The 22,465-nt window shown below is 48.2% G+C and carries 23 protein-coding genes; 1 reads left to right on the top strand and 22 read right to left on the bottom strand.

The genetic code is table 11. The annotated features are described in order from the left end of the window. The first annotated feature begins 13 nt into the window (after window positions 1-13). Complete coding sequence (locus MKY48_RS12240; protein ID WP_339292998.1) at window positions 14-307, top strand: SdpI family protein; 294 nt, start codon at window positions 14-16, stop codon at window positions 305-307. A 284-nt stretch (window positions 308-591) separates the two neighbouring features. Here the strand turns inward: MKY48_RS12240 and MKY48_RS12235 are convergent, their stop codons facing one another. The 22 genes from MKY48_RS12235 to panB form a co-directional block, all read right to left on the bottom strand. Beyond that, a complete protein-coding gene (locus MKY48_RS12235) occupies window positions 592-1,293 on the bottom strand; it encodes a hypothetical protein (protein ID WP_083659546.1) in 702 nt (233 codons plus the stop codon). Beyond that, the gene (locus MKY48_RS12230) at window positions 1,274-2,389 is read right to left on the bottom strand and encodes a hypothetical protein (RefSeq protein WP_339292997.1); all 1,116 of its coding nucleotides are present in this window, start codon (window positions 2,387-2,389) and stop codon (window positions 1,274-1,276) included. Before MKY48_RS12230 ends, MKY48_RS12235 begins: the two co-directional genes overlap by 20 nt. Before the next feature lie 23 nt (window positions 2,390-2,412). Beyond that, window positions 2,413-2,871 carry a hypothetical protein gene (locus MKY48_RS12225; protein ID WP_076321012.1) on the bottom strand — a complete coding sequence of 153 codons (459 nt, stop codon included), beginning with the start codon at window positions 2,869-2,871 and terminating at the stop codon, window positions 2,413-2,415. After that, window positions 2,868-3,521: an RNA polymerase sigma factor gene (locus tag MKY48_RS12220; RefSeq protein WP_339292996.1), complete on the bottom strand. Its 654-nt coding sequence runs from the start codon at window positions 3,519-3,521 to the stop codon at window positions 2,868-2,870. Before MKY48_RS12220 ends, MKY48_RS12225 begins: the two co-directional genes overlap by 4 nt. 326 nt (window positions 3,522-3,847) lie before the next feature. After that, the gene (locus MKY48_RS12215; RefSeq protein ID WP_339292995.1) at window positions 3,848-4,882 is read right to left on the bottom strand and encodes a phosphotransferase; all 1,035 of its coding nucleotides are present in this window, start codon (window positions 4,880-4,882) and stop codon (window positions 3,848-3,850) included. Window positions 4,883-5,026: 144 nt separating this feature from the next. After that, window positions 5,027-5,296: a CD3324 family protein gene (locus MKY48_RS12210; protein ID WP_071218363.1), complete on the bottom strand. Its 270-nt coding sequence runs from the start codon at window positions 5,294-5,296 to the stop codon at window positions 5,027-5,029. A 280-nt stretch (window positions 5,297-5,576) separates the two neighbouring features. After that, complete coding sequence (locus MKY48_RS12205; RefSeq protein WP_339292994.1) at window positions 5,577-6,233, bottom strand: HAD family hydrolase; 657 nt, start codon at window positions 6,231-6,233, stop codon at window positions 5,577-5,579. 27 nt (window positions 6,234-6,260) lie between these two features. After that, window positions 6,261-6,950 (bottom strand): HAD family hydrolase, encoded by a 690-nt coding sequence (locus MKY48_RS12200; protein ID WP_339292993.1) that lies wholly within the window; start codon window positions 6,948-6,950, stop codon window positions 6,261-6,263. Between the two features lie 147 nt (window positions 6,951-7,097). Further along, complete coding sequence (locus tag MKY48_RS12195; protein ID WP_339292992.1) at window positions 7,098-7,847, bottom strand: DnaD domain-containing protein; 750 nt, start codon at window positions 7,845-7,847, stop codon at window positions 7,098-7,100. A gap of 18 nt (window positions 7,848-7,865) precedes the next feature. Further along, window positions 7,866-9,161 carry an asparagine--tRNA ligase gene (asnS, locus tag MKY48_RS12190; protein WP_215155839.1) on the bottom strand — a complete coding sequence of 432 codons (1,296 nt, stop codon included), beginning with the start codon at window positions 9,159-9,161 and terminating at the stop codon, window positions 7,866-7,868. Window positions 9,162-9,191: 30 nt separating this feature from the next. Continuing rightward, window positions 9,192-10,400 (bottom strand): acetate kinase, encoded by a 1,209-nt coding sequence (locus MKY48_RS12185; protein WP_076321004.1) that lies wholly within the window; start codon window positions 10,398-10,400, stop codon window positions 9,192-9,194. Continuing rightward, window positions 10,397-11,269 carry a 3-hydroxyacyl-CoA dehydrogenase NAD-binding domain-containing protein gene (locus tag MKY48_RS12180; RefSeq protein WP_076321003.1) on the bottom strand — a complete coding sequence of 291 codons (873 nt, stop codon included), beginning with the start codon at window positions 11,267-11,269 and terminating at the stop codon, window positions 10,397-10,399. The genes MKY48_RS12185 and MKY48_RS12180 overlap by 4 nt, the downstream gene beginning before the upstream one ends. 134 nt (window positions 11,270-11,403) lie before the next feature. Then, on the bottom strand, window positions 11,404-12,906 hold the full coding sequence (locus tag MKY48_RS12175; protein ID WP_339292991.1) for an AAA family ATPase: 1,503 nt from the start codon (window positions 12,904-12,906) through the stop codon (window positions 11,404-11,406). Continuing rightward, window positions 12,899-13,432 carry a hypothetical protein gene (locus MKY48_RS12170; protein WP_076321001.1) on the bottom strand — a complete coding sequence of 178 codons (534 nt, stop codon included), beginning with the start codon at window positions 13,430-13,432 and terminating at the stop codon, window positions 12,899-12,901. Before MKY48_RS12170 ends, MKY48_RS12175 begins: the two co-directional genes overlap by 8 nt. Window positions 13,433-13,689: 257 nt before the next feature. Beyond that, a complete protein-coding gene (locus MKY48_RS12165; protein WP_076321000.1) occupies window positions 13,690-14,208 on the bottom strand; it encodes a DUF5590 domain-containing protein in 519 nt (172 codons plus the stop codon). Between the two features lie 30 nt (window positions 14,209-14,238). Then, window positions 14,239-15,540, bottom strand: a complete 1,302-nt coding sequence (locus MKY48_RS12160) for an amidohydrolase (protein ID WP_339292990.1) — start codon at window positions 15,538-15,540, stop codon at window positions 14,239-14,241. Next, window positions 15,515-16,180: a redox-sensing transcriptional repressor Rex gene (locus tag MKY48_RS12155; RefSeq protein ID WP_076320998.1), complete on the bottom strand. Its 666-nt coding sequence runs from the start codon at window positions 16,178-16,180 to the stop codon at window positions 15,515-15,517. The genes MKY48_RS12160 and MKY48_RS12155 overlap by 26 nt, the downstream gene beginning before the upstream one ends. Window positions 16,181-16,252: 72 nt before the next feature. Then, window positions 16,253-19,129, bottom strand: coding sequence for an ATP-dependent DNA helicase DinG (gene dinG, locus MKY48_RS12150; protein ID WP_339292989.1), 2,877 nt, complete (start codon window positions 19,127-19,129; stop codon window positions 16,253-16,255). A gap of 171 nt (window positions 19,130-19,300) precedes the next feature. Beyond that, on the bottom strand, window positions 19,301-19,930 hold the full coding sequence (locus MKY48_RS12145; protein WP_076320997.1) for a hypothetical protein: 630 nt from the start codon (window positions 19,928-19,930) through the stop codon (window positions 19,301-19,303). A gap of 121 nt (window positions 19,931-20,051) precedes the next feature. Continuing rightward, window positions 20,052-20,435, bottom strand: coding sequence for an aspartate 1-decarboxylase (gene panD, locus MKY48_RS12140; protein WP_076320996.1), 384 nt, complete (start codon window positions 20,433-20,435; stop codon window positions 20,052-20,054). Continuing rightward, the gene (gene panC / locus MKY48_RS12135; protein ID WP_339272188.1) at window positions 20,428-21,318 is read right to left on the bottom strand and encodes a pantoate--beta-alanine ligase; all 891 of its coding nucleotides are present in this window, start codon (window positions 21,316-21,318) and stop codon (window positions 20,428-20,430) included. The genes panD and panC overlap by 8 nt, the downstream gene beginning before the upstream one ends. Further along, window positions 21,315-22,202, bottom strand: coding sequence for a 3-methyl-2-oxobutanoate hydroxymethyltransferase (gene panB, locus MKY48_RS12130; protein ID WP_339272186.1), 888 nt, complete (start codon window positions 22,200-22,202; stop codon window positions 21,315-21,317). Before panB ends, panC begins: the two co-directional genes overlap by 4 nt. Between the last annotated feature and the right edge of the window lie 263 nt (window positions 22,203-22,465).

Genomic DNA, 22,465 nt, shown 5'->3' with positions numbered 1-22,465 from the left:
GGAGTGTATAGGGATGCTCGAAAGTTTAGCCATTGGCATCGTCTTTATTTTGTATGGTTTGGTCCTCTTTTTACTTCCGCCTAAAAGTTCCAAGAGCGTTTATGCTTATAAAACTACGTCATCTCTCAAAAATGAACGAAACTTTAAAGTTGCCAATGCCTATGTCAGTTTGCTGCTGATGATCTTTGGGGTCATCCTGCTGCTGATCGCCAGGCTTACCGGCCATTTCATGACCACCGGTATTGCGACCGTGATCGTCTTTATCCTAATATACATACTCGTTGAACGAAAACTAAAAAACCTGTAAAACGATTCCAAATCGTTTACAGGTTTTTTCTTTATATGGATTATAGCCGATTCTGCTGATGCTCCTTTAAAGAGATCGAAGGCGCAGGTACCTGATCCGGTGATGAATAAACATTGAAGATAAACAAACATGTCACAACAAATAGAGTAATGTACAACAGGTAATACAGATTCTTGGCCACGATATCTCCCTCCATATCTCGTTCATATCCATTTTGATTAGATCGGATCCACTTGATCCAATGAATGTTATTAGCAATACATATGTACAGCAGGCAGACTCGCCTAACTGCTGCGGTCTCTAATGATCACTTTAACTGCAGAAGGCACGGATAACGTCACATCAAGTTGTGAGAAGGATCCCCGAAAAGTATAGCGCGGGGGATCATTCAGCTGGACATATAGAATGTTTCCCGACTGTTTAATCTGAATCATCGACGGCAACTCGGTCGTACTCCACATTTTGATATCTTCCGTCCGCAGGCTGCCAAAAATCAGCATCTCCTTCGAACTCGAAGCATCTTGTTGGATATTGTGGTTGTAACTGCCCTGAACAATGACTTTTTTAACCCCGTCCGGGATTGTTATCTTCTGATCCGGTAACGGAATCGTTTGCTGCACGGACATCGTCTCACGGCGAATCTGATCCAGTAAACCCGTCGCACTTAGCGCTCCCATGCCGATACAGCAGAAAGCCAGAAAACCGATGAGAAGAATGCTGAATATATCATACTTGACCCAACCGCGTCTCCGAAAAATCAGCGAGTAGCTGACGATCTCGGCACCTAACAGAACAAATACGATCGGCCACCATCTTGCGGCGGAGCTGTACACCTCTACCCCTTTCCAGGCGGAGGACAAGACAAGCAAGCCAAGCACGAGCAAGGAGAGTCCCATCGAGAGTGTACCCACTCTCCATTGTCGTGCAGACTTCGATGGAGGGCTTCCCAGATCATAAATGGACATATCATTCGTTGTCGGTATCATAATATGAACGCCCTCCTCTCAATGCATCCTTTTTCGAGCCAGTCATCAGCTTGATTCCACCTCCGATGAGAAGTACGGCGATAATCGCGGTCTTCAAATAGGAACGAATGCGGTAATCCAGCTGCAATTGAGGGAAATGTGTATCGATATAAGGCATCACCACGCTGGTAAATACGAAATAGATACCAAGTACGAGCAGTCCAAGCCCGAGCCAGCGCTGCTGATTCCCAAGGCCTGAGATGATCGGTCGATCACGCAGCGGCTCCCTGCCGTAACGGCTTACTTGCTGCAGACCGTCAAAGAATGCATAAAACCAGATCAGCGGAATCAAGAACAGAAACAGCGACAGCTTGAGTACATCCAGCACATAGATGCTGCCAAGAAATAGGACCATGAGCTGCAGTCCGCGTTTTTGCAACCCCAAATACATTTGACCCGCTCCGGGGAAGGCCGATAACAAGGTGGCAAACACTTTACTCCGCCGTCCGCTCTCCCGGCCGCTCTCGAGCTCATCAAACAGCGTGCGATCGAAAAGTAATTCTCCAGCTTGCTTGCGGTGAACCAGCTGAACCACATCAAACATACAATAGAGCCAAATGATGGGCAGCATGCCCAGGAACAGCAGGAATACCGATTCGTGAGTCAAGCCCGTCAAGAACAGCAGAATCGTCCCAAGTCCGAAGAATGCGATCAGGAACGACAACCCGCGCTGCATCAATCCCAGTTGAAAATGCCCTAAACCGGGAATGAAGGACAGCAGTATGGTATAAAAGCGTTCAGACTCATCACTCTTATCCTGGCGAATCTCCATCGGCCGTCCATATTCATCGTGTATAATCGTTACAGGCGTATATCGGATTAAGGCAATTAGCAGGTCGAGCATGCTAATCCCCCAGATCATTAATGCTCCGAGAATTCCGAGCGCAAATGCCGCATCGGAAGCCGTCATGATCCCGAGCACAAATCCGCCAAACAAGCTACCGAAGAACAAGAACGGATATAGCAGGGCACGTCCCTTTCTCCCCCAATAATAATGGCCGAGGCCCGGAAGGATATTTAATATAAAGGCAAACCCTTTACTTTTTTGCGGTTGCACAAGGCATCTTCCTTTCATTTTTCTTATCGGGATAATAGCTGGTCAAGCCAGCCTGTTGTTTTTTCCACCCATTGTTTACTGTAAGAAGGTGTTTCGGATAATGGAACCTCACTGTTCATATCGCCGGGAAGAAGTCGGTCAAATGCCCCGGTGAAGAGGAACAGCATGGTAATGGAAGCGGCAATGGTGTAGTGAACGATCGCGCGTTCGTACCATCGCTTTGGACGTTCCTGAATCCGCAGCGGTGCTTTATGGGTGTAAGGCTTAATTTGTTCGTGTTCCACCACCTGCTGGGTAAATGCTTCCACGTCTGAGAGGCTAGGGAGTTCGGAATCAAGCTCCGCCAGTACCTGCATATAGATCTCCAGCACGCTGTCATCCAATAACATGAGCTCTTCATAAGAAGACCGTTCTTCTGCCGAGCCTTCTCCTCTAACATATCGTTCCGTCAGCATCTTAAGCTCGTTACCCTTTACGTTCATTTCCATTCCTCCTCCTTCCACGATTTCCGAATCCATTGTCTGGCCCGGTATAATTTCGATTCCACCGTCTTGACCGTGACATCCATCTCGGCTGCGATTTGTTCGTAGTTTTTCTCTTCCAAATAAAAAGCCGTTATAATGGCGCGGTGATTGTCCGGCAATTGTTTAATTTTCTCTCGAAGTTCCTCTCTTCTCTCCTTCTGTACGAGCAGAGAAACCACGTCTTCGTCCCGGGAAGGGAGTTTATCCAGCACTTCATCATGTTCGCCGTGCAGCTGCTCCGGCGGTTTACGGGAAAGCTTCCTCTTCATATCAATCGCTTTATTTAGCGTGATGCGTGTAATCCAGGTTTTAAACCCTTCAGATCGGTACTGGGGGAGAGCTTTGTATACTTGAATAAACACTTCCTGCGACGCATCTTCCGCTTCCTTGGCATCCCGCAGGACCGAGTATGCCGTATGGAACACGTGCTGGCTGTAGTGGTTCACCAGTTCCCGAAAGGCTTCTTGATCCCCTTGCAGGATGCGCGTGATTAACGTTTCAGCATCAATAACTCTCCCCTCCTTCCCAAATACATAGACGTCAGCTTTGAAAGCTGCCCCTGCACTTTTTTCGAAAAAAAATTTTGGATAATATAAAAAAAAGACCAATACAGCCTGTCCCATAGTCTGCCCATACCGGCGAAAACAAAAAAAGAACGTCTATCGACGCCCTTTGGAAATTGACAGGATCATGCCGCTAATAACAAATAGAACATTCATCACAAAATGCATAACCATCACGGGAACTAGACCTTTCGAACGAATAGCCACGCCATAGATAGATGGAATGAAGTCCATTGAACCCATACGATGGTGACAATCATGATGATGAAGCTGGTGATAAACCCACCTGGGCGATTCGTTACTTGCAAGCTTTTCTCACCCATTCTGTAATACGTATTATGATATCATGATACCCTTCTATAATGACCGGATCAACTAGAGATTTGCACCTCATCTATTTCTAATGGCTCCACCACATTTAGCAGAAACGAACGCCCGCTCAAATATTCACGGATATAGGCTAGCGCATAGATTTGCTCACTCTTCAGACTTTCTGTCTCTCTTGGATTGGAGGCATGGTGGCTGTAGTTCTCCATCATAATCATGATGAAAAAGCACTCCAGAGACTGAATATAATCCGAGCCCAACTTCCGTACGCTTTCATATCCTTGAAGCACTTTAAATCGTTGGTTCGGAACAAGTGACAACATCACCGCTGCCAGATCGTAAAGAAAAAAACCGTAGCCACACCTACCGAAATCAATCGGGTGAGGAAGGCCACCTTCAAACACCACATTCCCCAGATGTAAATCGGCATGAATGAGGCCATAATTGCAATCATCAGTCTTCATCTGATCAAGCTGGGATAAAACCTTTTCAGCTGCGAGTTGATACAGTGACCATGAGACTTCTGACAAAAAAGTTCCTGCATATCGCTCCAACTTGGCGAGTGCTTCTCTATAGCTGTTCATCCCCCATATGGGTCTCCGGAAATCAGATGAACTTTCGAAGCCAAGTGCCACTTCATGTAGTCTGGCTATCAAGACACCTACCTGATATGCTTGATCTTCTGTAAGTCTTTCATGGGCATGCAGACCATCCACCCACTTCATCACGGTGACATAAGGAGATCTGAATCCATGCTCCGTACCGATTTTCAACATTCTTAATCCATTTGGAGTGGTTATACCTGACGGCACTTTGATACCTGCGGTAATAAGGGCATCCAGGAATTGAAGCTCCAGGTCTATTTCATTACTGGACCGTCGATCCGAATGAATTCTCAATAAGTATGTTTCATTTAAGTTGTTCCTTACTTGATATGTAATCGTGTCCGAAATACCGATAAACTCAATCTCAACCCATCTCAGGTTATACTGCTGAAGTGCCGATATCGCAACTTTCTTGGCCCTAGCGAGCAGCGCACACCGTTGTTCTTCTGTTGCAAGTTGAAAAAAATCATTCATGAACTCACCTCTGCTCTATCGTTTGAACGTTCTTCCAATGATTATAATTCCCCAGCATCTGCCCTTCCTATATAAGGATTGATTTAAAATGACTTTTATACATAAGAAAAAGCCACATCAGAATCGTTCCAATGTGACTTTGTATTACTTGTTTTTGGTATATACGATTTTCTTGATGGAATCGCAGGATAAACAAAATTGAGAAGAAAGCTGATCAATCGTAGCGCCCGACGCAAACAACTGCCGGATTTCCAGGTTTCTTTTCTTCAAATACACCCGGCTGCCCGAGTTTTCTCCCCATTTCTTGCGCAATCCTTCAGGTTTAGGGATGTACACCATCCCGCCCTGTACATATTTCTGTACTTCCTTCAACAGTTCCTCTGGAAGTATAATATCCGCGTTTATATATTTCATGGTAGCTCTGCTCCTTAAAATTAAAATAAAGGTTTTAAGGATGCAAAGTCCATTTAGATAAACGGCCTCTCTACACGAGGTAATCAGGCGGTAACTTTCTCATCGCTCCATGCAAACAACCGCCGTTGTTCATCAAATAGACTTTGCATAGAGCTCATTGTCAATCTTCCCTTCATGTTCAGGCCCTCCCTTCAAAATAATGACATTCCGACTGGTTATGACCATTATAACCGATGTTACGCGAAAAATCGAAGTGATCTGTCTCATCTACAAGCCGATTTCAAACCGCCAAGCTGGCAAACGACCGAAACATCTCCTCCACAGTGTTGAAACAATAGGTTGGCTGGCATGCCGCCAGCTCTTCCTCGGAACCATAACCATAGCCTGCAGCGATGCTGTGTATCCCGCAGTTCCGGGCTCCAATCAGATCATGCTTCCGGTCTCCAATCATAACGGCTCCAGGCGTCTGAATACGGCACGTATCCAGAACATGTTGAATGATTTCGGTCTTGGCGGACCGGGTGCCGTCCAACTCGCTTCCACACACCATGGAAAAATAAGCGGATAGCTGAAAATGCTCTAGAACCGTTTCGGCAAAATCCGTAGGTTTGGAGGTAGCGACATACAAGCGGCGCCCTTGGGATAACAACAAATCCAATAATTCGCGTATGCCGCCATACACCTCATTCTCATAAAGGCCGGTGTCCTTGTAATATTCACGGTAGCTAAGAACGGCTTCCCATGCCTTGGCTTCACTAAAATGATATTTCTCGATGAATGACGCCTGGAGCGGGGGACCGATAAAACATTCCAGCTCGGAAAGATCACTTACATTAATCCCATGTTTACCGAGTGCGTACTTCACGGCTTTCGTAATGCCTTCACGCGGATCCGTCAAAGTGCCATCCAAATCAAATAGAATATGATTGTATCTCATTCGATCATTCTCCTTCAAACATGATTCCTAAGCCAGATCCTTGATTTCCAGGAGATCCCTGATCGTATAAGCAGGTCGATGATAATCACTTAAAACGGCCCCCCGGCGATTATAATAACAAAAATCAATTCCGGCTCTCGTTGCTCCTTCATAATCATCCGTAAGCGAATCCCCTATGTACAACACTTCGTCTGGACCCACCTCCAATTCCTGCAAAGCGAGTTCAAAGATCTGCGGGTCCGGCTTCCAGCACTTCACCTCATCCGAAATGATAAAGGAGTCAAAATAATGAAACAATCCTCCTGTTGTCAGGCGTTTACGCTGTGCTTCGCCAATGCCGTTAGATATCACCCCTAGCGTAACATCGCCATGCAGGTGTTCTAAAATAAGATCGGCATTCGGCTCCATATGGTTGGAACTGCAAAACAACCCCCAGTAGGTTTCTGAGATCTCCCGGAACTGACGAAATTCCCGCTTCAACCTCAGGAATGTGTCCGTGAAGGAATGCTCCAGCACCTGCCTGATATCGTGATTGTTCTGAATTCGGTTCATCCAATAATTAAAATTAATCGGTCCAAACGTGCTCCAGAATTCCTCCCACGTCAAATCCTCATGCAGACGGTATTGTTCCAGAGCCTGCTGCATACATGTCCTTTCACTCTGACTATAATCCAACAATGTGTTATCGAGATCAAAAATAATGGCCTTGTATCTCATCTCCAACTCCCCTTCCGGCCGATGCTGCAACTATATGCATTCGCTAATCCGGAAAGGTTCTCCTGCTAATCATGGGACTTAAACTGCGTTACATATAGAATAGATATTACACATAAAAAAGCACGCCCATAAGGACGTGCTTCTCATCTATCTTCCGATATTTCTGAATTTCTGCGTATAGGCCTTGGCATCCTGTGCGGTACGCACCCGATTGCGGCTCCATTCAAGCAGGATCCGGTCAATGTAGCGGAAATGCAGTTTGCCCGCAAACACCGCTTCTTTCAGAGCCAAGAGGATCAACTCGTCCGGATAGCGATCCGCATCAACCCAGCCGGAGATCGTTTCCAGCTCCATGGGCGATAACGGACGGCCAAACTCTTTTTCGAAAATGGTGAACAAATTCCGCTCTTCCTTCTCAGGAAGGGGATTCCCCGATGCAGTTGATTTGTCGGTAGCAGGACGGGCATTCAACAGCGGAGACGCAAACTTGGTTCCATCAGGGGTCTTTTCCTTGTGCTCTTCAGCCAGGCACGAAGCAAGCTTTTCATACAATCCGTGGAGATTGTAGCGCTCGTAATGAATCCCCTGTGTTTCGTCCACATACTCATCAATTCCGATCAGCCCTACCTTCATCAAGCGCTGCAAGCTGGTAGCGATGAGTCCGGTGGGAGCCCCCGTCACTTCCGCAAGCTCCTCCAGCGAAGGAAACGTCTTGAACTCCACCTGCTGATAACCAATCAAATGGATCACCAGCATCGCTTCACGGTCGCTTAACCCAAGTGACCGGTAATGCCGGAGCAAGGCGTAAGGAATGATCGCCATTCCTTGGCTCATGCCGGCAGCGGCGCCGGCCGTCCAGCCATTCACATCCGTGTCCACGTTACCGTCGTGGTCCATAGACTTACCTCTCACGGCTTACGGATACAACCGGTACAGGGTCCGTGGGAACGGAATCGTTTCACGCACATGGTCCAAGCCGCAAATCCAGGCAACGGTACGCTCAAGACCTAAACCGAAGCCGGAATGAGGCACGGTGCCGTATTTACGCAAATCCATATACCATTGATAGGTTTCCATCGACAGATCATGCTCCTTGAAACGCTCTTCAAGCAGCTGTGGATCGTCTATCCGCTGCGATCCGCCAATAATCTCGCCATAACCTTCCGGAGCGATCATATCCGCACAAAGTACGACTTCCGGACGATTCGGATCCGGCTTCATATAGAAAGCCTTGATTCCCGCCGGGTAATGCGTAATAAAGACCGGTTTGTCATACTTCTCAGCAATAGCTGTTTCGTGTGGCGCGCCAAAGTCTTCACCCCAAGGAATATCAAAATCTTGCGTATGCAGGAATTCAATAGCCTCATCGTACGTAATCCGCGGAAATGGTGCCTGGATCGCCTCCAGCTTCGAAATGTCGCGACCGATCGTTTCAAGCTCCTGGCGGCAGTTTTTAACCACGGATTGCACCACATGACTAATGAACTGCTCCTGCACCTGAAGACTCTCCTCATGGTCTGTGAAGGCCATCTCAGGCTCAATCATCCAGAACTCGATCAGGTGACGGCGGGTTTTGGACTTCTCGGCACGGAACGTCGGCCCGAAGGAGTATACCTTACCGAGCGCCATGGCGGCAGCTTCCATGTACAACTGTCCGCTCTGGGTCAAATAGGCATCCTCATCAAAATACTTCGTGTGGAACAGGTTGGTTGTACCTTCCGCGGACGTTGGGGTCAAAATCGGCGGATCCACAAGCGTAAATCCGTTGGTATCAAAGTAATCTTGAACCGCACGGATAATTTCAGCACGGATCACCATGATCGCACGTTGTTTCTGTGTACGAAGCCACAGATGACGATGGTCCATCAAATAATCGACACCATGCTCTTTAGGCGTAATCGGATAGTTTTCCGTAAGATGTATAATTTCAATGCCGGTAACCGTCATCTCATAACCCGATTGGCTCCGCGGCTCTTCACGTATAACACCCGTCACATACAAAGAGCTTTCTTGTGTCAGGCTTTTCGCGTCATCCCATACTTGTTCGGATACTTCGCTCTTCACAACAACACCCTGGATATATCCGGAGCCATCACGAAGCTGCAGGAATTGAATCTTCCCGCTGGAACGCTTGTTGTTGATCCAGGCGCCGATCGTGACGGTCTCACCGACATGCTGGTTGACGTTACGAATCACACTTTTGGTGGCCATGCTTAAATCTCTCCCTTATATCACTACTATTTAACGGTTGGAAGCTTGTACGATACGATGCGTATCCCGAGCAATAACCAGTTCTTCGTTGGTAGGGACCACAAGTACCTCGACCTTCGAATTCGCCGCAGAAATACGGCGTGGCTCGCCGGAACGAATGCTGTTCAGCTCCTCATCCAATTCTACTCCGAGATAGGTAAGCTGCTCAAGCACTCTTTGACGAAGGACGATCGAATTCTCGCCGACGCCCGCAGTAAATACGATAACATCCACGCCATTCATGGCAGCAGCGTAAGACCCGATGTATTTACGAACACGATACTCATACATTTCAAAGGCCAACGTGGAGCTCGGATCGCCTTTTTCCATGCCTTCCGTAATCTCACGCATATCACTGCTGATTCCGGAGATCGCCAATAGTCCGCTATGCTTGTTCAGCATGGAGTTCACTTCATTGACGGTCAGCTCTTCCTTGTTCATTACAAACGGTACGATTGCCGGGTCCAAATCACCGCTGCGCGTACCCATCATGAGCCCTTCCAGCGGGGTCATCCCCATGGAAGTATCGATGGATTTCCCGCCTTTTACTGCTGTCAGGGAAGCACCGTTACCGATATGGCAGGTAATGATCTTCAGATCCTCCAGTGGCCGGTTCAGGAATTCTGCCGCTGCCTGGCTGACATAGGCGTGAGATGTACCGTGCGCACCGTAACGACGTACTTTATATTTATTATAAAGTACTCTCGGAATAGCGTACAGGTATGATTTCTCCGGCATCGTCTGATGGAACGCCGTATCAAATACAACGACCTGCGGAACGCCCGGCATATTGGTTTCTGCTGCCTTAATCCCCATCATCGATGCGGGATTGTGCAGCGGAGCCAAATCGAACAAGCGACGGATTTCCGCTTTGGCATCACTGTCAACGAGCGCGGATTCTTTAAAAGATTCCCCGCCGTGCACTACGCGGTGTCCAACGGCCTGAATGCTTTCGATAGAATCGATCACACCGTGCTCCTCGTTTGTAAGCATGCCCAGCACTTTGCGGATCGCCGTGGTATGCTCCAGAATTTCGCTGACTTCCGTAACATCCTGTTTTCCCGTCGGCTTATGCGTCAGAATCGAGGAATCCATACCGATCCGCTCAACCAAGCCTTTTGCCAATACGGATTCATCCGTCATGTTGTACAGTTGATACTTCAGTGAAGAACTACCTGCATTAATTACGAGAATATTCATACCCGGTCACCATCCTTATCGTACTTGAAAAAGCCTTCTCCGGTTTTGACGCCCAGTTGCCCTGCGCGGACCAGTTTCTTCAAGACAATCGATGGACGGTATTTCAGTTCGCCGTACTCGCGGAACATGCGTTCCAGCGCAGCGAGGATGGAATCCAGGCCGAAACGGTCGGCCATCTCTAGCGGTCCATGCTGGAAGTTATATCCGATTCTCATCGCGTCATCGATATCTTCCGCCGAAGCCACGCCTTCCTGCAGCAGATGCATCGCTTCGTTGATCATGAGGGTAATCATGCGGGTTGTAACAAAACCTGGAGACTCATACACCATGATGCCTTTTTTATCCGAAACTTCTTCAACAAAGCGTTTTGTTTCTGTAAACGTATGTTCCGAAGTTTTCAGGCCGCGGATGATTTCAACAAGGTCTACCTTGGAAACAGGATGAATGAAGTGCATGCCAATAACACGCTCAGGATATTTGGTAGAGCTGGCGAGCTCCGTCAAACTAAGCGTGGATGTATTACTTGCTAATATCACATGGCTCGGACATACTTGATCAAGCTGTGAAAATACCTCTTTCTTCGCTTCCAAGTCCTCTATTATGGTCTCAATCACCATATCGCAGGTGCTAAGCTCGGCAAAATGAGTTACTTTTTGAATCCGGTTCAGTATAAGTTTCTTCTCTGCCTGGGTAATTCCCCACTTCTCCAATTGTTTATCTAGACTGGTCTCGATCATTCGGTATGAATAGTCCAGTTTCTCTGGAGTTTTCTCTACGAGCAGTACGTCAAGACCTTTGGCTGCCAGCATCTCCGCAATGCCCTGCCCCATAGTCCCGCCGCCTACAACGCCGATTTTTTTGAAGTACATGGTTTCTACTCCACCCTTTCCTTATCTCTATACTTTATTGTACCCCATTTGTCGAAAAATACATTTTCAGAGCACAAAGTATAATAATATCTTAGCACGACAAAAAAGTAAAAAAAAATAACCAGCATAACAATTTATGCTGGTAAAAGCGCGTTTTCACGAAATTGACAACGAAATTGTTCCCCAGAGAGGATTTCTTCCTTTAAAAGGATATCAAGAGAATTGTCGAATATTGGCCGTTTTTGTCCCAAGAGATTCTTAGTGCGGTTCATTAACTCTTCCAAAATCACATTATTCTCTTTCATTAACTCTTCAGTTGTTACCATATTCATGTTAACAATGCCCAGCGACGTCAAACCCGACTTCATCATCGTCTCCACGATGTTCAGCGATTGCTCAAAGTCATTGCTTGAACCTGTGCTTCGACCCCCGTAAAAGATCTCTTCGGCGGCCGCACCGCCAAGCGCGATCATAATTTGCTCTTCCAGGAAGGATTTTGTGTACAGATATTGTTCCTCCTGCGGGTTATGACGAACATAACCAAGTGCCTTACCACGCGGGCTGAGGGCAACTTGTTTCACACTGCCGGGACGCACCAGCTCTGCCATGATAGCATGTCCCAATTCATGGATGGCAACGCGCTTCTTCTCTTCCAAATTCGATTCGCGATCAGAACGCTCACCCATCATGACCTTGTCAATCGCCATGGACAAGTGACGCTGATGGATAAACTGCTCATTCTCACGCATCGTATAAATGGCCGCTTCATTCATGACGCTCTCAAGCTGTGCACCCGAGAAGCCGTAAGCTTCCTCGGCGATTTTCTCCAAGTCAACATCTTCATGCAGCGGCTTATTACCAGCATGCAGATTCAAGATATGAGTGCGTCCCTTCTTATCCGGAAGATCTACTTGAATATGACGGTCGAATCGGCCTGGACGCAGCAGTGCGCTATCCAGCATTTCTTTCCGGTTTGTTGCGGCGATAACCAGAATGCGAGGAGTATCCTGTGAATAGATGCCATCCATCTCGGTTAGCAGCTGATTCAGTGTCTGGTCATACTCGCGCTGCTGGCCGCCTTCGCGTTTACCGCCAATGACATCGATCTCATCGATGAAGATGATGGCGTTTTGTTTGTTTTCTTTTGTCGCACGATTCCGGGCATCCTTAAACAAATCCCGGATGCGCCCCGCACCAACACCGACGTACATCTCAACAAATTCACTGCCGGATGCAGCAACAAAGATCGAATCCGTATAATGGGCAGCGGCTTTCGCCATCAACGTCTTCCCTGTTCCCGGAGGCCCGGTTAGGAGAATGCCCTTCAATGGACGAATGCCAAATTTCTTAATGTCTTCATGACGAATCAGAAAATCCAATGCTTCTCGCAGTTCTTGTTTAGCATTATCCTGCCCGCCGATTTCTTCGAAAGTCAGCTTGGCAGGTCCGCTCTTTTTCCGCTTGCGCTCATTCCCTGCGCCTACAGCAATACCGCCTTTCATTTTAGCGATAAACAACAAGCCGCCTACAAGTCCTGCAGCGATGAGCAAGGGCACGATGTTCACACCGGCAAATACAAGGAATACCAGTAATACGGGAATAAAGCCTAACATGATTTCTTTAGCTAATTTAGGCATGATTCCACACCTCCATGCTGCCAGGCTGACGCGGCAAGATTATAAATTTACCAGACTTGCCGTCTGACAAGCTGACATAGACATTGGTGTCATCGATGGTTGCTTTTGCTTTCAAATTCGGCGACTGGGCAGCAAGCTGCTCGAGCGATGATTGAATATCAGTATACTGCTTATTATCCATTGCTTCGGCGACTGAGAGCATGGCCTTCTCCCACCATTGATCCAGTGCTTCCGAGGAATGGTCCTCCACCTGGATTTTCAATTCCCGCTTGCCAATCACAGACTTGCCTTCCTTCTTAATATGCTGAACCAAACCTTGTAAATTTGTATCTGGAGCCAAATCAAGATTCAAAGTAACGGTATTCTGTTTAATATCTATATGAGAATCCTTCACGCCGTCATATTGCGACACAACATTTGCCAGCGGATTTTGCAAAGCCATCTGCCGATACAGAAACCATCCGCCAAAGAGAACCGATGCTGAGATCACGACAGTCAGCATGATAGGTACAATGCGTAGTTTCATGAAGTTCCTCCTTCATTTCCTATATGAAATTTTGTCTATCATTCTGTAACACAATAATACATATAACAACGATATATTGCGATGCATGTATTTTATATGCTCGTTTTGTACAAGTACGAGTATATCACATCTTATATACTTTTTCATGCATGTCTGTGAAAATATTTAGAACAGTTTTTCCATATTTTTTCTGAATGCGCTTACATGTTGGAGAAAAAGAGAGGCACCCTATAAAGGGCGCCTCTCTTACTGCATTTTTATTGATTTGGAAGAATAATGTCATTCCCGATGGTGTTACCATCTTGAAAACGATAAAACCGATAGCCGCGCTGACCGTTGTGTTCATACTGCAGCTGCCATGCATACTCACCCTCATACATTCCAGGCAGCAGCCGCTTAATTTCAACGCCAGGCAATTCGTTATAGATCTGATCCCGCATCTGGGCTTCTGACATTCCCGTTTTCAATAAAACGGACTGGACAGCGTCAGCACCTTCAACAGGTACGTTGTCATCCGTAAATTTCACCCATACCATACGATCTTGATTGTCTTGATCTTTCCCGCTTACCACCCAATAGTTATTATCCTCGCCCCACACCGATTTATAGGTCTTCCCGGATGTAACCAATTGGCCATGCTGCTTCGCGGCAACAATTGCCATTCTTTCTTCATTCCAAGTATCTTTCATAACATATGAATAATAGAGCTGTAAACCAAGCAGCAACAGCAGCACGCTGGACACACTCAGCAATATCCACTTCGTTTTTTTCTTCAAATCCGTCTCCTCGCTCCCCTTGATTATTCCCTAGAGGGTTGTAAGACGCTCAAATGCACGCTGCGCTTCCCGGCGGATACGTTCCTCATCAAGAGTAAGACTCGCGCCATTCTTCACTACCTGCTTGCCGTCAACCCATACATGCTCTACATCCTTCGCACTGGCTGAGTAGATAGCGTGTGAAATATAATCGGTCCGTGGAAGGAAGTGCGCTTGATCCGTGTTCAGTGCGATCATATCTGCTTTCATTCCTACCGCAAGTGTGCCGATATCGTTGAGGAAGGCTGACTTGGCTCCATACTCTGTACCCATGCGAAGCGCTTCGGATGCAGGAATTGCGGTTGGATCCCCGCTTACCCCTTTATGGATCAATGCCGCCAGACGCATCTCTTCAAACATATCCAGATTATTATTGCTCGCAGGTCCATCGGTACCCAGCGACACCGTTACGCCGGCTTTCAGCAGTGCAGGCACGCGAGCGATGCCGCTGGCAAGCTTCAAATTGCTGCCTGGATTATGCGACACCATAACTTGATGCTTGGCCAGGATTTCGATTTCTTCATCGGTCAGATGGACGGCATGCGCAAGCAGCGTTGGCCGGGAGAACATGCCAAGCTTCTCCAAATGGGCAACAGGGCGAAGTCCGTAGTCTTTTACATTCTGAGCTACTTCCGTTTCCGTTTCGGACATATGCGTATGCAAAGGCAGATTCAAATCATGGGATGCCTGAACGAATTTTTCGATGAAATCCGGCGGGCACGTATAAGGTGCATGCGGTGAAATCATCGTCGTAATTCTCCCGTCAGCCTTGCCATGCCAGTCTTTCGCGAATGCCACCGCCTCATCCAGCTTCTGCTGCTGCACCTCAGGCGGACACAATCCGATGACGCCGCGCATTAGGACGCCGCGCATTCCTGAGTCCTGCACAACCTTGGCAACCTGATCCATATGATCATACATATCCACAAATGTCGTGGTTCCGCCTTTGATCATCTCCAGCACGGAGAGTGCGGTTCCCCAGTATACATCGTCGGCCGTGAATTTGGCTTCCATAGGCCACATTTTTTCCTGAAGCCATACCTGCAGTGCCAGATCGTCGCCATAACCGCGGAGCAGCGACATCGCCGCATGTCCGTGCGTGTTCACCAACCCAGGTAGGAAAAATAGATGAGTTCCATCGATAACTTCTATTCCCTCTTGGACGGTTGGCTCTTCTTCACCCAGATAGGTTATCCGGTCATTCTCCACAACCATATATCCGCGTAGCACGGATCTTCCTTCCTCTAGTACCGCAAACGTTCCGTTCTTAACCATCCACTTCGTTGTCGTCATGTGCTGCATCCTCCTTGCCGTTATCCAAATAATAGGCCAAACTCTGCAAATCCGTAGTGAAATCAGCCGTATGAATCCGGATATGGGATGGGGCTTTCAGGATGGTTGGCGCAAAATTCAGGATAGCCTCGATGCCTGCGGCGATAAGCTGATTGGCTACATTCTGCGCTTCAAAATCCGGAACGGTGATTATCCCGATACGAATGCCGTACTCATGAACCGTCTTCTCCAGTTCCTCCATCGGCTGTACAACCAAATTGTTAATTTTCATACCAACTTTGGGAGAATACGAATCGAAAACCGCCACAATCTTCATATTGTCCTTCAGAAATGCATTGTAATTCGATAATGCATGTCCAAGATTACCGGCCCCAATCAATGCGACATTGATCTTCTGGTCCAGCTTTAGAATCTGGCGAATTTTCTCGATCAGATAAGATACGTCATATCCGATCCCTTTCCGTCCAAAATCACCGAAATACGCTAGGTCCTTACGAATTTGAGCAGGATTGAGGTCCAGTTTTTGTCCCAGTTCCTGGGAGGAAACCGTGGAGACCTCCCTTTTCTGAAGCTCATTCAAATAGCGCAAGTATACAGGTAATCTGCGGACCACGGCTTCCGAAATTTTTTCCGATTTCATTCATGCTCCCCCTAATAATAGGTTAATAACTACATTTTTTTGTGACAGATCATTTCGTTCATTGTTTCACTTTTATTCAGCTTGGTTCTCTATGCCTGCCTCTTCCTGCAGCCATTCCGAAATTCGGGGAACGATCCCCTCTGTCGGCATATGCTCCATCTTCGGCCCCGGCAAAGAATATAAGAAATATTTCCCGTAATAGGATTCAATGACCCGGGTATCGTAGACAATGACAATCCCCTTATCTTGCGCGGTCCGCACCAGTCGGCCAAATCCCTGTTTGAAGCGAATGACCGCTTGCGGAACCGAAAGTTTCATGAACGGGTTCTTATTCTGCTGCTGCAGCAATTCGCTCTTGGCTTCGACCAAGGGATGATTCGGCGGCTGGAACGGCAGCCGGACGATCGCAAGGCAAGTGAGCGCCTCCCCGGGTATGTCTACCCCTTCCCAGAAGGAGCTCGTACCCAGCAGGACCGAAGCACTGCTATCCTGGAATCTCCGGATTAACTTGGTACGGCTGGTTCCGTCCATCCCTTGTCCCAGTACCGTAATATCGCTGGATGCCAGCGCCTCCTTCAACGGCTCGTGAACCTGACGCAGCATGCGGTACGAAGTGAACAGCACAAGCATGCGGCCATGCGTAGCGATTGCCGTATCGGCCAATGATTGCACAAGTGTATTCACAAAGAGTGCATCCCCGACCGAGCCCTTCACGCTCGGAAAATCGCGCGGCACGACAAGGAGGGCCTGCTCCCTGTAATTAAACGGGGACGGCAGCAGAACCGTGTTCAAGTTGCCGCTATCTGCCGCTTCCTGAAGACCCAAGTTCTCGATCATGAACTGAAACGATTTATCCACCGACAAGGTCGCCGATGTCAGGATCACGCTTTGTTTCTTGTCAAAAAACAATTCCTTCAAGTGGGTGCTAACATCGACAGGCACTGCATAAAGCTGCAGCGATTTGCCGCGGAAATTCCCGTTAGCCTCCATCCAGTATACCGTGCCTTCATCATTCAGAGCCATGAAGGACCTCAGGTCCTCGCGGTGTGCGGCCAGGTCCTTAAACAGACCCGATAGGTCTGTTAACAAACTGTCCGCGCTGTAATCGTCCAGATCTTCCTTCATCTCGGCGATCAGCTTGTCACCCTTGCGAACGACATCGCCCAGCGTCACATGAATTTGATGCTCCAACTCGGCCAGCGAATCCCAATCCTTCGGCTTCTTCAGAGGCGATAAGCGAAGCGAGAATTGACCGGCATCCCCCGGAGTCGCGTCTCCGCGTTCCGGAAGTAGTCCGAACAATTGATCGCTGAGCCGGTCCCAATTCTCTTTTGCGGTGATCAGATCCGGATAAATCCGGTCTATGATGGAGGACCACTCGACAGCCTTCTCATGCGACGATGCTTGCAGCAGCTGGCGAAGAGCCGGAAGCTGACCGCTGCGGCTGTCTTTGTACATACGAGTCAACGTATGGACCACCGAAAAATATTTCATCTGCAAGCCAAGGTGCTTGCCAGCGACGTCCTCCAGATGATGCGCTTCATCAATGACGAGACGCTCATAACTCGGAAGCAGCTGATGATTCGCTTTTACGTCAGTGAACAGCTTCGAATGGTTCGTAATGACAACATCCGCGATGCCCGCTTCATGTTTGGCCCTGTGATAGTAGCATTTGCGGAACCATGGGCAGGCACGGCCAAGGCAGGAATCCGAATCACTGGAGATCGTCTCCCAGAAATCCCCTCCGCGACCGCCAAAGTTCAGTTCTTCATCATCCCCGTTCTCCGTCTGGGTCAGCCAGACCAGCATCTGCGCCGCGGTGATCACATCTTCCTTCGGGGAATGAAAATCTCTTCTATTTATTTTATGTTCAAATTTTCTCAAACACAAATAATGGCCTCTTCCCTTGAAAATAGCCGCTTTAAAAGGAAAAGGAACAACCTGGGTGAGCAGGGGAATATCCCGGTCACGCAGCTGTTCTTGAAGGTTGATTGTATGCGTGCTCACCATAACCTTCTGTTCCTGCTTCACGCTTTGATAAATCGACGGCAGCAAATACCCGAGGGATTTGCCTGTTCCCGTGCCGGCTTCGATCAATAAATGTTTATTGTCATCGAGGGCCTGCATCACTTCCTGAAACATCATGTCCTGGGCATCCCTGCTCTCATAATGAGGCAGCGTTTCCTTTAGACGTTCACGGACATCATTCATGTATTGCTCGAAGCTTACATCCGCCAGCGGATTAGGCTCCGACTCATCCCTGGCAGGCGCAATATCGTTCCAATCGTCAACGGCCAGGGCAAATTGACGATAGTACGTATGGGTGTCTCCGGCTTGTACAGCCTGGAACTCCCTGTCAGCACGGATGCCGTCAAAGAACCAGGCCAAGTCGCTGTCCTCGTCGGCAAACAGGTCGCTTAACCGCTGCACGGTAAGGAGAGGAAGCTCATCGATCTCCTCCAGGCATTTCAGCAGCGCATAGGCTGTGGCAAGCGCATCGCTGTCCGCCTGATGCGGACGGTCATGCTCCAGACCGAAATGAGAAGAGACCATCCCGAGCTGATAAGAAGGCAGCGAGGGAAAACATATTTTTAAGAAGTGCATCGTATCTAGAATTCGGCCGCTGAACGGTAAATAGCCGCAGCGATCGAGTGCATTTTGCAAAAAGTTAAAATCAAAAGCGACATTATGCCCAACCAATACGACATCGTCGAGCATGGGCACGAGTTCCATCATCATTTCTTCCAATGACGGAGCATCCGCTACATCACTGTCGGAAATGCCGGTCAAACCGGTAATAAAAGGAGGGATCGGAATCCCGGGATTGACATAGGTGCCGTATACGCGGGAGATGCTTCGATCCTCTTCGATGATGGCCAGTCCAACCTGAATGATCTCATCTGCTGACTGGTTGCCCGTGGTTTCAAAATCCAATACGGCAAATTTCATTTCGATAAAATCCCTTTCCTCCAGACTAATTAACAGCATACCAGAAGTTGCGGGTTTTGAACATTCCGGGTAAAAAATCCCCCGTTTCTCCTCCATCGCTCCATACGGCAAGAAGCGATACCAAAGTCTCAGTAATGAGCTCTGGCATCGCTTCTTGTAATGGCTTGATTTCTACAGCAAAGAGATCAATTGGCTGCCGTATTGGAGCTCACCGCGATTCTGCTTGCAGACCTCCAAATTGATAATGGGGTCAGGAAGTGTCGGGTCGCTGTGAATCGCCAGTGCAAAATGCTCCTCGGCTTTCCCTTGTTGTCCATTCAACACCTCGATGCATCCAAGCGCGTTGTAAATCATCGCTCGCATCTTCTTGTTGTCTGCCAGGGGCAGGATGGACACCAATACATCGGACGCTGGTATGGTTTGCCCCAAATAAAGATGGGACATCGCAATATACAGCTTGATCAGAAGGCTATCCGGAAATACCGTGGCGGCCACCTCAAATTGCTGTATAGCCGGCTGGAACATCAACAACTTGTAATAACCTTGGCCGCGAATGAATGCATCAAGCTGCAGTTCAGGCGCTTCGGTCGGTGGAAAAACAGGAGGTGAGGCGGCACTCTCGCGGAAGATAGCCATCTTCTCTTCAAAATGGAGCCATTCCTCGATAATGCCCTCGCTCATGCTTTTGAGCATGTTCCAGTTTTGTACCAGCGCCTGTTTTTGGGGACCTTGAGCAGAAGGGTAATGCTTCACAATTTCATCTAACATGTTGTTCATTTCAGCGAATACATGTTGAAACATAGCTGCATCCCACCCTTAGCGGAAAAATGAGATCAGTGCGTCGACCTGAACTCATTTTCTGTAGAAGTCGGTCTTTTCATCCCTTTAAGGTCCCGACACATTTTGGCTCTTAGGAGACCGTTTAGAGAACCGCGGCGTGAACCTCACGATATTCCGTGTTAACCGGCTTATTCATTTCGTCAACGATCACAACCGTCGGGGTATGATTGTCGTATTCCTCTTTAGACATCATGGCATAAGAAATGATAATGACGTTGTCGCCAGGCTGTACAAGCCTTGCAGCTGCCCCGTTCAGACAAATCACACCACTGCCGCGTTCGCCTTTGATCACGTACGTTTCCAAACGGGCGCCATTGTTATTGTTCACGATTTGAACTTTTTCATTCTCCAAAAGGTCTGCAGCCTCCATTAGATCCTCATCAATGGTAATGCTGCCCACATAGTTCAGATTGGCTTCCGTCACCGTTGCGCGGTGGATTTTGGATTTCATCATTGTTCTAAACATGGGATCCCCCTACTTTTGGTTGAAGTAACGCATTGTCAATGAGACGGGTGCGGCCAAATCGTACGGCCAGCGCCATAATGACGGTTCTGCCTTCATCCGCAATGCGATATGAATCTTCCACGGGAACAAGTTCCGGGAAAGTGAGCAATTCTGCATAATCAATATCAGCGAGCGGGGACTGGGATATAGAATCCCGAAGATGAACACGGATCTCTCCTGCCGTTGTCGCTTGTCCCTGCTGGATCATCTCCTGAGCGGTCCGCAAAGAGCCCGACAGCACAAGTGCCTGTTCCCGCTCTTCCGGCTTCAAATACACGTTGCGTGAGCTTAGAGCAAGGCCGTCAGATTCGCGGATGATCGGACAAGGCACGATGGTTACGTCCATGTTCAAATCTTGAACCATTTGCTCAATGACGGCTACCTGCTGGGCATCCTTCATTCCGAAGAAAGCATAGTCAGGTTTTACGATATTAAACAATTTGTTAACAACGGTGGTAACACCGTCAAAATGCCCGGGACGGGAGGCCCCGCACAACAAAGACGTAATTTCCGATACAGTGATTTTGGTTTTGGTCGGCTGGGGATACATTTCCTGAACCGTGGGAATAAAAACCACATTCACCCCTTCGGATTCCGCCAACGCCAGATCGCGTGCCTCATCCCTGGGATAGGTCTCATAATCCTCACCCGGTCCGAATTGAATCGGATTGACAAAGATACTGACAACCACCGTACCTGCCATTTCTCGCGCCTTACGCATCAGGCTGGCGTGTCCTTCATGCAAATAACCCATCGTAGGCACAAGTCCTACCGAACCACTGCCGGATTCCCAGCGGTCCTTAAGTTCTGATCTTAATTCCGCAATGGTGCGAATCACTTTCATGATGTCGTGCCCACCTTTTCCTTTTTGCTTCCATATAATGTTGTTGTCGTTTCGGAAGCCTCATGTTTCTCGGCCTTGAAGACATGCTCCTCTGCCGGGAATGAGCGGTCCTTTACTTCCTTCACATACTGCGTAATGCCTTCACGGATGACGGAGCCTACATCAGCGTATGTTTTCACGAAGCGTTTGTCCCGATAGGGAGACGCATATTTGATTAAATCATGGAATACCAGAACCTGACCGTCGCAGTAACGACCCGCTCCGATGCCAATCGTCGGTATGCTCAGCGCTTTAGATATTTCCGCCGCAGCCTCTTCTGTAACCAGCTCCAATACAATTGCGAATGCTCCAGCCGCTTCAAGTGCCTTTGCATCATTCATGAGCCGCTGAGCGTCTTGGGCATCCTTGCCTTGGATCCGGTAGCCTCCAATTTGATTCACCGACTGAGGCGTCAGCCCGATATGACCCAGTACCGGTACGCCGGACTGTACGATCCGTTTCACGGTGCCGGCGATTTCTTCGCCGCCCTCCATTTTCACGGCATGCGCATGACCTTCCTGCATCAATCTCCGCACCCCGCGCAGACTTTCATCAATATCTCCGTGATAGGTCATAAACGGCATATCCGCTACGATAAAAGTTTCTTCCGCTCCACGAGCGACGGCACGGGTATGATATACCATGTCGTCCAGCGTTACCGGAATTGTGGAGTTATAGCCGAGCACGACATTGCCGAGGGAATCGCCTACCAATATCATATCAATATCCGCTTCCTCCGCCAGCTTGGCGGAAGGATAATCGTACGCGGTCAGCATGGTGATCGGTATACCCTTCTTCTTCATGTTCTTCATCTTCACGATGTTCAGTGGTTGTTTGCCTGTCATTGTGACACAGCCTCCTTTGTGTAAATAAGTTAGACACAATAAAAAAAACCTTTTAGCACATACTTGCTAAAAAGTCCGAAAGGCAAAAAAGAGTCACTCGCGATCGTCCCTTCTGTCTCGGTCCTTTCGGCTCAGAGCAGAATCCAACGTAACCGGCATAACAGTTATGAAGGTGTTCTTAAAAAATAATGCTGTTCAATACCACTTGCTGTAGAGTGCAATTCGCTCATGGCGATACCGCCTCTTGGTCATAGTATAACAAA

Source organism: Paenibacillus sp. FSL W8-0187, assembly GCF_037969755.1.
Classification (GTDB): domain Bacteria; phylum Bacillota; class Bacilli; order Paenibacillales; family Paenibacillaceae; genus Paenibacillus_AQ.
The sequence above is the reverse complement of the archived record's forward strand: the minus strand, read 5'-3'. Positions and strand labels throughout refer to the sequence as shown.

Coding starts and splice junctions, on each gene's coding strand:
- panB (WP_339272186.1), bottom strand. CDS start 22,202: ATGACAGGCAAACAACCACTGAACATCGTGAAGATGAAGAACATGAAG.
- panC (WP_339272188.1), bottom strand. CDS start 21,318: ATGAAAGTGATTCGCACCATTGCGGAATTAAGATCAGAACTTAAGGAC.
- asnS (WP_215155839.1), bottom strand. CDS start 9,161: ATGGCCACCAAAAGTGTGATTCGTAACGTCAACCAGCATGTCGGTGAG.
- MKY48_RS12175 (WP_339292991.1), bottom strand. CDS start 12,906: ATGCCTAAATTAGCTAAAGAAATCATGTTAGGCTTTATTCCCGTATTA.
- MKY48_RS12210 (WP_071218363.1), bottom strand. CDS start 5,296: ATGAAATATATAAACGCGGATATTATACTTCCAGAGGAACTGTTGAAG.
- MKY48_RS12155 (WP_076320998.1), bottom strand. CDS start 16,180: ATGAAATCGGAAAAAATTTCGGAAGCCGTGGTCCGCAGATTACCTGTA.
- MKY48_RS12185 (WP_076321004.1), bottom strand. CDS start 10,400: ATGAATATTCTCGTAATTAATGCAGGTAGTTCTTCACTGAAGTATCAA.
- MKY48_RS12145 (WP_076320997.1), bottom strand. CDS start 19,930: ATGTTTCAACATGTATTCGCTGAAATGAACAACATGTTAGATGAAATT.
- dinG (WP_339292989.1), bottom strand. CDS start 19,129: ATGAAATTTGCCGTATTGGATTTTGAAACCACGGGCAACCAGTCAGCA.
- MKY48_RS12235 (WP_083659546.1), bottom strand. CDS start 1,293: ATGATACCGACAACGAATGATATGTCCATTTATGATCTGGGAAGCCCT.
- MKY48_RS12170 (WP_076321001.1), bottom strand. CDS start 13,432: ATGAAACTACGCATTGTACCTATCATGCTGACTGTCGTGATCTCAGCA.
- MKY48_RS12200 (WP_339292993.1), bottom strand. CDS start 6,950: ATGAGATACAAGGCCATTATTTTTGATCTCGATAACACATTGTTGGAT.
- panD (WP_076320996.1), bottom strand. CDS start 20,435: ATGTTTAGAACAATGATGAAATCCAAAATCCACCGCGCAACGGTGACG.
- MKY48_RS12225 (WP_076321012.1), bottom strand. CDS start 2,871: ATGAACGTAAAGGGTAACGAGCTTAAGATGCTGACGGAACGATATGTT.
- MKY48_RS12180 (WP_076321003.1), bottom strand. CDS start 11,269: ATGTACTTCAAAAAAATCGGCGTTGTAGGCGGCGGGACTATGGGGCAG.
- MKY48_RS12240 (WP_339292998.1), top strand. CDS start 14: ATGCTCGAAAGTTTAGCCATTGGCATCGTCTTTATTTTGTATGGTTTG.
- MKY48_RS12205 (WP_339292994.1), bottom strand. CDS start 6,233: ATGAGATACAATCATATTCTATTTGATTTGGATGGCACTTTGACGGAT.
- MKY48_RS12160 (WP_339292990.1), bottom strand. CDS start 15,540: ATGACGACAACGAAGTGGATGGTTAAGAACGGAACGTTTGCGGTACTA.
- MKY48_RS12195 (WP_339292992.1), bottom strand. CDS start 7,847: ATGGACCACGACGGTAACGTGGACACGGATGTGAATGGCTGGACGGCC.
- MKY48_RS12215 (WP_339292995.1), bottom strand. CDS start 4,882: ATGAATGATTTTTTTCAACTTGCAACAGAAGAACAACGGTGTGCGCTG.